General features: G+C 72.5%; 11 protein-coding genes and 1 pseudogene. 6 read left to right on the top strand and 6 right to left on the bottom strand.

Annotated elements, in window-relative coordinates; genetic code table 11:
- The coding region (locus AB0903_RS20350) for an ALF repeat-containing protein (protein WP_366704663.1) at positions 1-1,141 on the bottom strand (1,141 nt) is incomplete at its 3' end.
- A gap of 333 nt (positions 1,142-1,474) precedes the next feature.
- The gene (locus AB0903_RS20345) at positions 1,475-1,912 is read right to left on the bottom strand and encodes a hypothetical protein (protein ID WP_366704661.1); all 438 of its coding nucleotides are present in this window, start codon (positions 1,910-1,912) and stop codon (positions 1,475-1,477) included.
- A gap of 140 nt (positions 1,913-2,052) precedes the next feature.
- Between AB0903_RS20345 and AB0903_RS20340 the strand changes: the two genes are divergently transcribed.
- Entirely contained in the window at positions 2,053-3,210 is a 1,158-nt protein-coding gene (locus tag AB0903_RS20340; protein WP_366704659.1) for an ROK family transcriptional regulator, read from the top strand.
- 246 nt (positions 3,211-3,456) lie between these two features.
- Here AB0903_RS20340 and AB0903_RS20335 read toward each other — a convergent pair whose 3' ends face one another.
- Positions 3,457-4,215: a GntR family transcriptional regulator gene (locus AB0903_RS20335; RefSeq protein WP_366704672.1), complete on the bottom strand. Its 759-nt coding sequence runs from the start codon at positions 4,213-4,215 to the stop codon at positions 3,457-3,459.
- A gap of 219 nt (positions 4,216-4,434) precedes the next feature.
- Positions 4,435-5,358, bottom strand: a pseudogene (locus AB0903_RS20330) (sigma factor-like helix-turn-helix DNA-binding protein).
- Between the two features lie 175 nt (positions 5,359-5,533).
- Between AB0903_RS20330 and AB0903_RS20325 the strand changes: the two are divergent.
- A complete protein-coding gene (locus AB0903_RS20325; protein ID WP_366704657.1) occupies positions 5,534-6,364 on the top strand; it encodes an alpha/beta fold hydrolase in 831 nt (276 codons plus the stop codon).
- Between the two features lie 55 nt (positions 6,365-6,419).
- On the opposite strand, the gene AB0903_RS20320 is transcribed toward AB0903_RS20325, so the two are convergent.
- Positions 6,420-6,608 carry a hypothetical protein gene (locus AB0903_RS20320; protein WP_366704655.1) on the bottom strand — a complete coding sequence of 63 codons (189 nt, stop codon included), beginning with the start codon at positions 6,606-6,608 and terminating at the stop codon, positions 6,420-6,422.
- Positions 6,609-6,855: 247 nt separating this feature from the next.
- On the opposite strand from AB0903_RS20320, the gene AB0903_RS20315 reads away from it, so the two are divergent.
- Both AB0903_RS20315 and AB0903_RS20310 read left to right on the top strand, forming a co-directional pair.
- Complete coding sequence (locus AB0903_RS20315; protein WP_366704653.1) at positions 6,856-7,044, top strand: hypothetical protein; 189 nt, start codon at positions 6,856-6,858, stop codon at positions 7,042-7,044.
- A gap of 329 nt (positions 7,045-7,373) precedes the next feature.
- A complete protein-coding gene (locus AB0903_RS20310) occupies positions 7,374-8,798 on the top strand; it encodes a GNAT family N-acetyltransferase (protein WP_366704651.1) in 1,425 nt (474 codons plus the stop codon).
- Here the strand turns inward: AB0903_RS20310 and AB0903_RS20305 are convergent.
- Positions 8,689-9,933, bottom strand: a complete 1,245-nt coding sequence (locus AB0903_RS20305) for a PLP-dependent transferase (RefSeq protein WP_366704649.1) — start codon at positions 9,931-9,933, stop codon at positions 8,689-8,691. The two genes, AB0903_RS20310 and AB0903_RS20305, sit on opposite strands and share 110 nt — an antisense overlap.
- Positions 9,934-9,992: 59 nt before the next feature.
- Between AB0903_RS20305 and AB0903_RS20300 the strand changes: the two genes are divergently transcribed.
- Complete coding sequence (locus AB0903_RS20300) at positions 9,993-10,481, top strand: Lrp/AsnC family transcriptional regulator (RefSeq protein ID WP_366704647.1); 489 nt, start codon at positions 9,993-9,995, stop codon at positions 10,479-10,481.
- 81 nt (positions 10,482-10,562) lie between these two features.
- Entirely contained in the window at positions 10,563-12,251 is a 1,689-nt protein-coding gene (locus AB0903_RS20295) for a DUF885 domain-containing protein (RefSeq protein ID WP_366704645.1), read from the top strand.
- Positions 12,252-12,564 lie beyond the last annotated feature (313 nt).

The following is a 12,564-nucleotide window of genomic DNA, read 5'->3' as shown; positions in this document are numbered from 1 at the left end:
CCTGTGCGGCCTTCTTCGCTCCCTGGGCCGCCTTGCGGGCACCCTCGGCGGCCTGGCGGGCGGCGGACGCCTTGGTGGCGTCGGTCGCCGCTGCCGCGGCGGCGTTGCGGGCGCGGGACGCCGCCTGCGCCGCCGCCGCAGCAGCGGACGCGGCCTGCGAGGCGGCGTTGGCGGCGATACGCGCCGAGGTGTTGGCCGCGCGTGCCGAACTGATGGCCTGCTGCGCGGCCTTCGCGGCGCCGCCGGCGGCGTCCGCGGCCCGGCCTGCGGCGTTGGAAGCGCGCTTCGCGTCGTTCTTGGCCGCCTCGGTCTCGGCGGCGGCGGTCTGCGCGGCCTCCTTGGCGAGTTTGGTGGCGGCGATCGCCCGGTCCGACGCCTCCTTGGCCGCTTCCGTCTCCACCTTGGCCTGGCGTCCGGCCTCCTCGGCGAGCGCGGCCAGCTCGGTGACGGTGGCCAGCTCCTGGTCGCGGGCGCGCGCGATGTGCTGGCCCACCTCCAGGAACTCGCGTATGTCGTACATCGTGCCGTTCAGCGCGACCTTGGCGGCCTCGCGCACGGCCGGACCGCCGGTGCTGAGGATCTGGACGGTCATGACCCGGTCGTCGGCGTCGCGCGCGGTGTACTGGCCCTCGGCGATGAACGCCCGCACGTCCTCGATGGTGCCGTTCATGGCCTTGGTGCCGGCCGACTTCACCCCCCGCCCGCCGCCGGACATGATCTGGACGGCCCGAACCCGCTGGTCCTCCTCCAGCGGCAGCTTCCAGCCGTCCTTCAGGAAGGCGTCGAGGTCCGCGGGCGTCCCCGCGAGAGCCTGCTCTGCCGCCGCGCGCACCGCGCGCCCGCCCGCCGAGAAGACCTGGACGGTGGATACGCGGTCGTCGCTGAGCTGGGCTGCGGCGTACTCGTGGTCGAGGAACGTGCGTACGTCCGCGTCCGACCCGAGCAGGGCGACCTCCGCGGCCGCCTTCACGCCGGGCCCGCCCGACTTCCACAGCTCGAGAACACGGCCGCGATCGGTCGGCGGGATGTACTCCCCGCTGTCGCTCTGCGTGTTCGCCGCCGCTGCCACCGCTGTCGCGGGAGCGGATCCGATGAGCCCCACGACAAGCGCCAGGAGCAGGCCCAGGCACAGCGCGTGCATCGCGGCTGCCGCCCCCGGTATGGTCCCTCGGTGATGCGTTGCCCTGGGGGCGCGCGCTGGTGGGCGCGCTCCCAACGCAAGGCGATTTCTTGGTCTCAAGGAACGACTCCCCCTCATGCATGCCGACAACTCCCCTGGCCGGACTGCCTCTTTGGCCCGCACAGCATAGGAGATCGCTTCGGCGGAGGCGCCGGGACGATCCGCGACGACCCCATGGACCGGGTGCGGGAGACCACGGGCGTGTACGGCAGCTCGCGACCCCGCAGCATCTGGCCACGACCGGACGCGGCCCCTCATGCGGGATCGCCGACCGGACGCGGCCCGGTGGGATGCCTAGGGTGGATCGACGTCGGTGACGACGGCGATCAACCGGTACTCGTCCTGGCCTTCCGCGCGGGAGACCCCGACAGCCGTCCAGTGGCTCCCGACACGCCATATGTGCAGGTCCTCGACGCAGTGGCTCAGCTCGTCCCACGGCTGGGCGATCTCCTCCCCGCAGACGCTCCCGATGAACACCGACCACAGGGCGAACCACTGGCCCTCCCCCCACCGGCTGCTCAGCGCGGCGACCAGCGCCTCGCACTCCGCCTCGTACGGCTCACGTGACCGGCCTGCCGCCCGGTCGGCGGCGTCCAGACCGTCCGCCGGTATGCGCAGGTGGCCGATGTGGTACCCCGGGCCGCTGTCGCCGAGGTGCGACCGCTCGCGCTGCGCCGGGAAGGAGCGGCCGCGCAGCCGGTCGATCGCAGCGAGATGCCGTGCCGTGGTCATGGACCCATTGAACCTGCCGGCACTGACAGTTGGGACGCCGTCACCCGTTCCGCGGGAGCCACGGCCCGGGCCGGTGCCCCGGAACGACAGCGGCAACGAGTACGATCCGGCCAGAGGTGGCACGGACGGGGAGGACACACGTGGGGCGGCTGACCGGCGGAGATCCATCGCTGCTGCGGCGGATCAACTCCGCGGTGGTACTCCATTCCCTAAGGGGTGCCGACTCCCCCACACTCACCGACCTGACCCGGATCACCGGCCTGTCCCGGCCGACGGTGGAGGGTGTCGTCGAGGGTCTGATCGAGGCCGGTCTGGTCGTCGAGGCCGGTCCGGACGAGGGGGAGGTCCGGCGGCAGGGGCGGCCGGCGCGGCGCTTCAGGTTCCGTGCGGAGGCAGGCCACCTGCTGGGGGTCGAGATCGGTGCCCACCGTATCGCGGCGCTGCTCTCGGGTCTGGACGGCCGCATCATCGGGGCGGGTTCGCGGGAGGTGTCCGAACAGGCGAGCGCCGACGACCGGCTGGAGCGCGTGCGGGCGGTGGTCGCCGATCTGCTCCGGCGTACCGGCGTGCCGCGCAGCAGTCTGCGCGCGGTGGGTGTCGGATCGCCGGGAATCGTCGAGGCCGACGGGACCGTACGGCTGTCGACGGCGCTGCCGGGCTGGACGGGGCTGCCGCTGGGCGAACGGCTGCGCAGGTCGTTCCGGTGCCCGGTGCTGGTGGAGAACGACGCCAACGCCGCGGCGGTCGCCGAGCACTGGAAGGGTTCGGCGACGGACTCCGACGACATCGTGTTCGTGCTGGCCGGGCTGAGCCCGGGGGCCGGTTCCCTCATCGGCGGGCGGCTGCACCGCGGTTACGGCGGAGCGGCGGGCGAGATCGGCGCGCTTCACCTGCTGGGCAGGGACGACACGCCGGAGAAGCTGCTGTCGACGACCGGTGAGCCGCTGCATCCGCTGGACGAGCAGGCGGTGGCGGACGTCTTCGCGCTCGCCAGGGACGGTGACGAGGGGGCCCGCGCCGCCGTCGACCGGTTCAACACGCGCCTGGTCCACGATGTGGCGGCGCTCGTACTGGCGCTGGATCCGGAGCTGGTGGTGATCGGCGGCTGGGCGGCCGGGCTGGACGGCGTGCTGCCGCCGCTGCGTGACGAGTTGTCGCGCTACTGCCTCCGGCCGCCTCGGGTGACGCTGTCCCTGCTGGGTGAGGCGGCCGTGGCGACCGGGGCGCTGCGGCTGGCGCTGGACCATGTGGAGGAGCAGCTCTTCGCCGTGGAAGGGACGGTGACGGCCCGCCGCTGAGCAGTGCGGCGGCTCGGCCGGACGAGGGCTGCGACGCACACCTCGACACGCCGGACGCGGCGGCTCGCAAGAGGACGGCGAACGCCGCGGGCACCCCCTGGCGCGGCTGGCCGGACGGCGGCTCACCGCGCAGGGACCTGGGCTCCTCGCGTCAGGACCCGGGTGTTCGCCGCATCGGAACGCGAAGCTCCTCGCCGTCAGGACCCTGGTGTTCGTCGCGTCAGGACGCGGCGCGCGCCGGTCGTGTCAGGACGCGTGGCGCTCCTGGTCGTGGTGGCTGATCTCGACGTCCCCTCCGAAGGTCAGCCGGCAGGTGTCGGCGCGGTACGTGGCGACGGACACCGCGGCGGTGCGGCCCTCGGAGAAGTACCGCGTCGTGACGACGAGGACGGGCGCACCCGGCAGGCGGTCCAGTTCCTTGGCGTCGACGGCGCCCGCGGACCCCAGCTCGACAGCGCGGTCCTGGCCCTCCAGACCGAGGCGCTGCAGCTCGCGCAGAACGCTGCGGGCCAGCGCGGGTCCTGACGGTGCCTCGATCGCGGGAAGGTCGGGGACGGAGGCGGACGGCACGTAGAGCAGCTCGGCGGCGACGGGCTGGCCATGGCTCTTCCGGAGCCGGCGCACCGTGTGGACCGCTTCGTCGGTCTCCGTGTCGAGCAGTCGGGCGACGGCCGCCGACGGCACGGCCACGGTGCATTCCGCGGCCTGCCAGGCGTCGTTGCCGGTGCCGGGCCAGTCCTGGCGGGAGGTGGTGACGTCGACGCCCACCCGCGGCGGGGCGACGGTCGTGCCGACACCGCGGCGGCGCTGCAGACGGCCTTCGAGTTCGAGCTGTTCGAGCGCCTGCCGGAGAGTGGCGCGGGCGACTCCGAAGCGTGCGGCGAGGTCCCGTTCGTTCGGCAGGATCTCGCCTACAGTGAAGTCGGTGTCCAGCGCTTCGGCGAGCACGGTCTTGAGGTGCCAGTACTTGGGCTCCGGCACCGATTCCAGCTGCGTGGTCCCCACCCTGATCCTCCACGATCGCCGTACCGGCGGCTGTTTTTCCGCGCCCTTGTTTATTAAAGCTTCCTGCACTATCTCTGCGACCATAGGACGGGCCTCCCCCTTGGTCAAGACCAATCCCATCGATGTCACGCTGTGAAGCGGAGCGGATTCGCTCAGCGTTCACGCGGTCTTCGTACTGAGCCCGCCGCCCACAGCACAAGACCCCAAGGCCGGATACGGTCACGGGGTTCTGCGTGCGGCGACGGTGGGGTCAGGGGTGCCGGGCGGAGCGAGAGAAGTCAGCTTGTCGGGGTTTCTGATGACACAGACGCATGGGATGCGTCCGTCCAGTACCTCCACCTGCAGGACGGTGTCCGGCTTGCCCCCGAAAGGACGATCAGGGCGAGCGCTCCGTTGAGTTCGACGAGGCGGACCTCCGCGTCCGGAATCGGCTCCTGCGACACGGCGACGAGGAAGCGGCCGGCCTTGTCCGCGCTCTCGGTGACGCGCAGCGGCGCCTTGGGCGTCCCGCCCCCGTCGCCGACCGGTCGTACATCCGGGGCGAGCAGGCAGAGCAGCCCGTGCAGGTCGCCTCCGATGGCGGCGGACAGGAACCGTCCGGTGAGATCACGGCATTCGGCGGGGTCCACGTCGTACCGGTGTCTGCGCTCGTCCTCGTGTTTGCGCGCCCGTCCGGCCGACTGTCGCACGGCCGCCTCCGACCGGTCGAGCGTGGTCGCGATCTCGGCGTACGGGAAGCCGAACGCCTCGCGCAGCACGGACACCGCGCGCTCCGGCGGCGAGAGGGACTCGAGGACCACGAGGACGGTGAGCGACACGGAGTCGGCGAGCACGGCCTGTTCGGCGGTGTCGGGGACGGACGGGCCGAAGTGGGTGGCCATGGGCTCCGGCAGTCGGGGGCCGACGTACGAGTCGCGACGGGACCGGACGTGCCACAGCCGGTCGATCGCGAGGCGCGTGGTGGTCCCGTACGAGATGGCCGCGTGGCTCCCGTACGTCGTCGCGGGCCCGGGCCGACCAGCGCACAGCCAGGCTTCCCGCACCGCGTCCTCCGTCGGCGATCCGGCCGAGCATGCGGTAGGCGACGCCGGTCAGGAGGGGCCGGTGTTCTTTGAAGACCTCGATCCCGGTGTCCGTTGCCACTCCTCGATCCCGGCCGACGGGGCACCGGCCGTCCAGCACGTTCCGGCGCGGCGCACAGCACATCAGGGGCGCGTACCGGCCCCTGCCCCTTGAACTCGAATCTACTGAGCGGTAATTGTTACTGACAGCCTGTCTGCAACAGCGCAGTGCAAGCAGTGCAAGGGGAGCGTGCAGCATGGCCGCAGAGATCTCGTTCGCCGTGGGGACCACCGGGGGCAGCCGCACGCTGTCCGTCACCTTCGAGCGCAGAGGCACCGGCGAACCTCTGCTGCTCCTGCACGGCATCGGCCACCATTGGCAGGCATGGGAGCCGGTGATGGACATACTCGCCGCCGACCGCGACGTCGTGGCCGTCGATCTGCCGGGGTTCGGCGAGTCGGCGCCGCTGCCGGACGGCGTCCCGTACGACCTGGGCACGGTGTCGGCGGTACTCAGCGCCTTCTGCGACGAACTCGGCATCGCACGGCCCCATGTCGCCGGGAACTCCCTCGGCGGGCTGCTCGCCCTGGAGTTGGGCCGCGGGAAACTGGTCCGCTCGGTGACCGCGCTCTCCCCGGCGGGCTTCTGGTCGGAGGCGGAGCGGCGCTACGCCTTCACCACCCTGCGCGCGATGCGTCTGGGTGCGCAGACCGTGCCGCTGCCGGTGATCGAGCGGCTGTCCCGGTCGGCGGCGGGGCGTACGGCGCTCGTGAGCACCATCTACGCGCGGCCCGGACGCCGTTCGCCCGAGGCCGCCGTGGCCGAGACGCGCGCCCTGCGAGGTGCCACCGGCTTCCACGAGACGCTCGCGGCCGGGGGCAGGGTGCTCTTCACCGACGACGTCCGCGGCCTTCCGGTCACCATCGCCTGGGGCACCAAGGACCGACTGCTGCTGCGCCGTCAGGGCGTACGCGCCAAGCACGTCATCCCCGGCGCCCGTCTCGTCAGGCTGCCCGGCTGCGGCCACGTCCCCATGAACGACGACCCGGCCCTGGTGGCCCGCGTGCTGCTGGACGGCAGCGCCTGACGCCCCCGGCCCGGTGAGGGGCACCGGACCGGGGCCGTCACGGTGGCGACACCGGTCACGGGGTCACTGCTCGCGGCCTCCGAGGGCGGTCCTCATATCGGCACCGCCCCAGCCCGCCCGGGTGCGCCACGGCCCACAGCAGCTCCGGCATCAGCGCGTGGCGCACCGCCTCGTGCTTCCCGCACCTGCGGTCGGCGACCGCCGAGGTCTCCAGAGCGCGCAGGAAGCCCTCCTTCGTGGTCACGGCCTGTGCGTCGGGGGCTTCGCGACGGCCGTCACGGGTGCGGCTTCCTTCTTCTCGGGCTGGTGCGCGGCGTCGGTGGGGGTCTTCTCGACGTCCGGGTCCGCCGTCTCGGCGGCAAGGCGCGACCGGAGTGTTTCGCGGCGCTCGGTCGGGGCCCCGGCCCAGCCGGAGTTCGCCAGTTCGTTCCGCAGGCGGCCCGTTCGAGGGGCTGCCCGGCTCCTACGTGCCCGACGAGGGAGGCGTTTACGTGGTGCCGAGGCAGCAACTCGGCCCGCCTCGCTTCGTGACGGCCGGCGCTGCAGGACGGCGCAGGCGACGCGACCGGTCCGTCCCGCCCGGGGAACCGGCGCTCACGTGGGTCGACGGCGCCCACGCCCTCTTCATCGGCAAGGCCGCCACCGGGGCGGAGAAGAACCACGGGCTGAAGGGCAGGTGAGGCAGTACGCCGGGTACGCCGGGTCGGGCAGCGGTTCGTCCGGCCATTGGGGAGGTCGCTGCGTCCGGCAGCTCGAGTGCCGAGGGCGGAACGGTTCTGTTCAGCCGGACGCTCCAGCCGGGGCTCGTCGGCCAGTGACGGTACGGTCCCGGCCGTAGGGGCGGCCGGAGCCGTCGCCGGGCGGAGTGCTCTGTCAGCCTTGCAGCATGGAAGCGAACACTCCGCACCAGAAACGGTCAATAACAGCCGATAGTGCTCCAGATCGGCTCTTAACCCATCAGTCACAAAGCGTTCGTGATCACGCAACACCGGTAGGTCACAGTGAGGCCATGACAGATGTGACTTCCGCGAAGAGTGCCCGCCGTCCGCACCACTGGCGGCGGGACCTCGTCGAACTGGCCGCCATGTTCACCGCGGTCGCGGTCGCCGACACCATCGCCAAACTGATCGGCCACACACCCGACGGGCCGTTCCTGCTCGTGGCGTCCGCCGTGACGCTCGCCGCGACGGCCGCCTTCCACACATGGTGGGCACGGCGCCACAGCAACGCACCGCCCACGGGGGCGACGGCGGGCACCGCCACCGGTGCCCCGGGCACCGAACCCGACGGCCCCCGTGAGACCACGCTCTGGCGGATGCGCACCACCGTCCGGGACACCCCCGGCAGCCTCGCCGCGCTGTGCGGCGCCCTGGCCCGGCTCGACGTCGACATCCTTACGCTGCAGACCCACCCGCTGGCCGACTGCACCGTCGACGAGTTCCTGCTGCGCGCTCCCGCCTCGCTCCAGGCGCAGGAGCTGGCCCGCGAGGTCGCCGCGGCCGGCGGCAGCGGCACCTGGACGGAGCGGGCCGACGCGCACGACCTCGTCGACACCCCCACCCGGGTACTGGGGCTCGCCACCCGTACCGCGCTCGACGCGGCGGAACTGCCGCTGGCGCTGCGGCAGCTGCTCGGCCGGTGCACCATCCGCTCCCGCCCGGCCGTCTCGCCGACGGGCCGCCCCACCGGCGAGACGCCCCCGGTCGAGGGAGTTCTGGAGGAGACCGTGATGCGGCTGCGCGACCCGAACGGCGGTGCGATCACCGTCGAGCGCGCCTATCTGCCGTTCACCCCGACCGAGTTCGCCCGCGCCCGGGCCCTCGTCGAGCTGGACGCGCGCCTCGGCCCGCGCGTCCCGCGCAGCCAGGACGTCCTCACCCTCCCCGAGGGCAACGAGATCACCGTGCGCCGCGCGGACCAGGGCGACGTCGACGCGGCGCTCGCCATGCACGAGCGGTGCTCCGCCCGGACGCTCGCCCTGCGCTACCACGGCCCGGTCCAGGACGCGGACCGCTATCTGAACCACCTGCTGAGCCCGCGCTTCGGCCGCACCCTCGCAGTGGAGACGACCTCCGGGCGGCTGGTCGCCCTGGGCCATCTGCTGTGGGACGGGGACGAGACCGAAGTCGCGCTGCTCGTCGAGGACACCTGGCAGCGCCGGGGCATCGGCTCGATGCTGCTCGAACGCCTGGTGGGGATGGCGGCCGAGGCGGGCTGCGAGCACGTCTACGCCGTCACTCAGGCGTCGAACACCGCGATGGTCGCCGCCATGCGCGGCCTCGGCCTGCCGCTGGACTACCAGATCGAGGAGGGGACCCTGGTGGTCACAGCCCGACTGGACGCGGCTGCCGTCCCTCCGCGTTCCCTTCACGAGCGGGCTGAGCAGGCAGCGCCGAACGGCCGGGCGCGGCAGAGCGATCAGGCCGAGCGCTGAGGGCCTCCGTCAGGTCTCGCCACAGGTCCTCGACGTCCTCGAGGCCGACCGACATCCTCAGCAGCCGGTCGCTGACCCCTGCGGAACGCCGGTCGCCGGCGTCCACGATGCGGTGGCTGATGGAGGCCGGGTGCTGGATCAGGGTGTCGACGCTGCCGAGGCTCACCGCTGGCGTGATGAGCCGTACGCCGGCGATCACATCGTGCGGATTCCCGTACACCTCGAAGGAGACCATCGCGCCGCCGATGCTCGGGTAGTGGACACGGGCCACGCGAGGGTCGGTGGAGAGCCTGCGGGCAAGGTCGGCGGCGGTGGTGGAGGCGGCCCTGACCCGTACCGGCAACGTGGACAGCCCGCGCAGCAGCAGGTATCCGGCCATCGGGTGGAGCACGCCGCCGGTCGCGAAGCGCACCTGGCGCAGCTTGCGGGCGAACTCCTCGTCGCAGGCGACGACGCCACCCATGACGTCGCCGTGACCGCCGAGGTACTTGGTCGCGCTGTGCATGACCAGCCGCGCGCCCTCCTCGGCGGGGCGCTGGAGCACCGGGGTGGCGAAGGTGTTGTCGACGAGCAGCGGCACCGAGCCGCAGGCATGCCGTACGGCCTTCAGGTCGACCTCGGCGAGCGTCGGGTTGGCCGGAGTCTCGACCATGACCAGGCCGGTGTCGGGCCGGAGGGCGTCCGCGATGCCGGCCGGGTCGGTCCAGGTGACCTCGGTGCCGAGCAGTCCGGCGTTCAGCAGATGGTCGCTGCAGCCGTACAACGGCCGGACGGCGACGATGTGGCGCAGGCCCGTGCTCGCACGCACCAGCAGCACGGCGGTCAGGGCCGCCATGCCGCTGGCGAAGGCGACGGCGCTCTCGGTGCCCTCGAGCTTGGCGAGCGCAGTCTCGAAGCGGGCGGTGGTGGGGTTGTCCAGCCGCGCGTAGACGGGCGGCCCGTCCGGCCGTGCTCCGGTGGTGGCGAACGCGTCGATGCGCGCCGCCTCACCGGCGGCGTCGTGCGACGGGTAGGTGGTCGACAGGTCGAGCGGCGGGGCGTGCACGCCGAGCTCGACGAGATCCTCGCGGCCGGCGTGCACGGCATCGGTGGCCAGGGCCCGGGTCGCGGGCGTGGCCGAAGCTGCGTTCTCCATGGCCGCACTGTGAACAGTTACCGGGAGGTAGCGATTCTTCACCGTGCTACGTTCGGCAGATGGCTGATTCTGTCGCACTGGACCCGATCGACCTCCAGATTCTCCGCCTGCTCCAGAACGACGCCCGGACCACCTACCGCGACCTCGCGGCGGAGGTCGGTGTGGCCCCTTCGACCTGCCTGGACCGGGTCGCGAGGCTGCGCCGCTCCGGTGTCATCCTCGGCCACCGGCTCGCTCTCGACCCCGCACGGCTGGGCCGCGGGCTGCAGGCACTGCTGTCGGTGCAGGTGCGGCCGCACCGGCGGGAACTGATCGGACCGTTCGTCGAACGCATCCGCGCGCTGCCGGAGTCGCTGGCGTTGTTCCATCTCACCGGTCCGGACGACTATCTCGTCCACGTCGCGGTCACCGACATGGCGGATCTGCAGCGGCTGGTGATCGACGAGTTCACGTCACAGCGCGAAGTGGCCCGGGTGGAGACGCGGTTGATCTTCCAGCAGTGGGAGTGCGGACCGCTGCTGCCTCCGGCGGCGACCGAGGGCGGATGAACCGGCCGGTGCGTCCGGTAGTCAGGCGACCGGGGCCCCACGGTGGTGACGCGGAGCCTCCGTTCGTACGAGGATGGGCGCATGTCAGAGACTTCCAGCAGCGCGCTGCCCCGCCAGGTCGCCGACACCTATGTCGACGCACTCATCGAGCTTGACCCGGTCCTCGGTACCTACCTGGGGATCAAGGAGAGTTCCGGGCTCCTCCCCGACTACTCGCCGGCCGGACAGAACGCGGTCGCCCGGCTCGCCCGCGAAACGCTGGCCAGGCTCGACGACGCGGAGAAGTCGCCGGGCGCCGACAGCGACGCCGAGCGCCGCTGCGGACGGCTGCTGCGGGAGCGGCTCACCGCCGAACTCGCCGTCCACGACGCCGAGGAGAGCCTGCGCGCTGTCAGCAACATCCACTCCCCCGCCCACACGGTGCGCGAGGTCTTCACCGTCACCCCGGCGGAGACCGAGGAGGACTGGGCAGCGATCGCCGAACGGCTGCGGGCAGTCCCGCGCGCGCTGAAGGGCTACCGGGAATCGCTCGCCCTCGGGCTCGAGAAGAAGCTCCTCGGCGGCCCGCGCCCCACGGCCACCTTCATCGAGCAGCTGACGGAGTGGAGCGGCGGCGGCACCGGGCGCGGCTTTTTCGAGGGGTTCGCGGCCGACGGGCCCGCATCCCTGCGGGTGGAACTGGACGTCGCGGCCGGTGAGGCGACCCGGTCCGTGGCCGAACTGCGCGACTGGATGCGCGACGTGTACGCACCCGCCGTGGCCGGCGCCCCGGACACGGTGGGCCGCGAACGCTACGCACGCTGGTCCCGCTACTTCAACGGCACCGACCTCGACCTGGACGAGGCGTACGCGTACGGCTGGTCCGAGTACCACCGGCTGCTCGACGAGATGAAGAAGGAAGCGGAGAAGATCCTCCCGGGAGCAGGCCCGTGGGAGGCCCTGGCCCATCTCGACGTGCACGGTGAGCACATCGAGGGTGTGGACGAGGTGCGGGACTGGCTCCAGCGGCTGATGGACGAGGCGATCGACGCGCTCGACGGCACGCACTTCGAACTCGCCGAGCGGGTACGGAAGGTGGAGTCCCGCATCGCCCCGCCCGGAGGGGCCGCCGCGCCGTACTACACCGGTCCGTCGGAAGACTTCTCACGGCCCGGCCGCACCTGGCTGCCGACCATGGGCGAGACGCGCTTTCCCGTGTACGACCTGGTGTCCACCTGGTACCACGAGGGCGTCCCCGGCCACCATCTCCAGATCGCCCAGTGGACCCACGTCGCCGACCAGCTCTCCCGCTACCAGGCATCGGTCGGCCAGGTCAGCGCCAACGCGGAGGGCTGGGCCCTGTACGCGGAGCGCCTGATGGACGAACTGGGCTTCCTGCACGACGCGGAGCGCCGCCTCGGCTACCTCGACGCGCAGATGATGCGGGCCTGCCGGGTGATCGTCGACATCGGTATGCACCTGGAGCTGGAGATCCCCGCCGAGTCGCCGTTCCACCCGGGCGAGCGGTGGACGCCGGAGCTGGCGCAGGAGTTCTTCGGCATGCACAGCGGGCGGCCGGCGGACTTCGTCGAGAGCGAGCTGACCCGCTACCTGTCGATGCCGGCGCAGGCGATCGGCTACAAACTCGGCGAGCGGGCGTGGCTCCTGGGCCGCGAGAACGCGCGGCGGGCGCACGGGGACGCGTTCGACGCGAAGGCGTGGCACATGGCGGCGCTGTCGCAGGGTTCGCTGGGGCTGGACGACCTGGTGGAGGAGCTGTCGCGGCTGTGAGGGCGGGGTGACGGGAGGCGGGTGCGGGTGCGCTCCGGCCCCGGGCGGGTGGCGCCTGCGGCGGTCCTGTTCCCTCCCCGCCCCTTTCCCGGAACCGGGGCAAGCCCCGGACCCCGTACCGCGCTTCGCGCGGTGGCCTCAAACACCGGCCGGACTGACCGTGTCGGCCTCGCGGGCGATCGAGGCGCGGGGGTCCGGGGGCGACGCCCCCGAAACACCGCGCTGAGCGCGGTGGGCAAGTCCGGGCGGAGCCCGGTCACGGGAATGGGCGGGGATTGGGAACGGCCCCGCGCAGCGGCCACCCACGCCAACA

Source organism: Streptomyces sp. NPDC048389 (assembly GCF_040706335.1).
Taxonomy (GTDB): Bacteria; Actinomycetota; Actinomycetes; order Streptomycetales; family Streptomycetaceae; genus Streptomyces.
The sequence above is the reverse complement of the archived record's forward strand: the minus strand, read 5'-3'. Positions and strand labels throughout refer to the sequence as shown.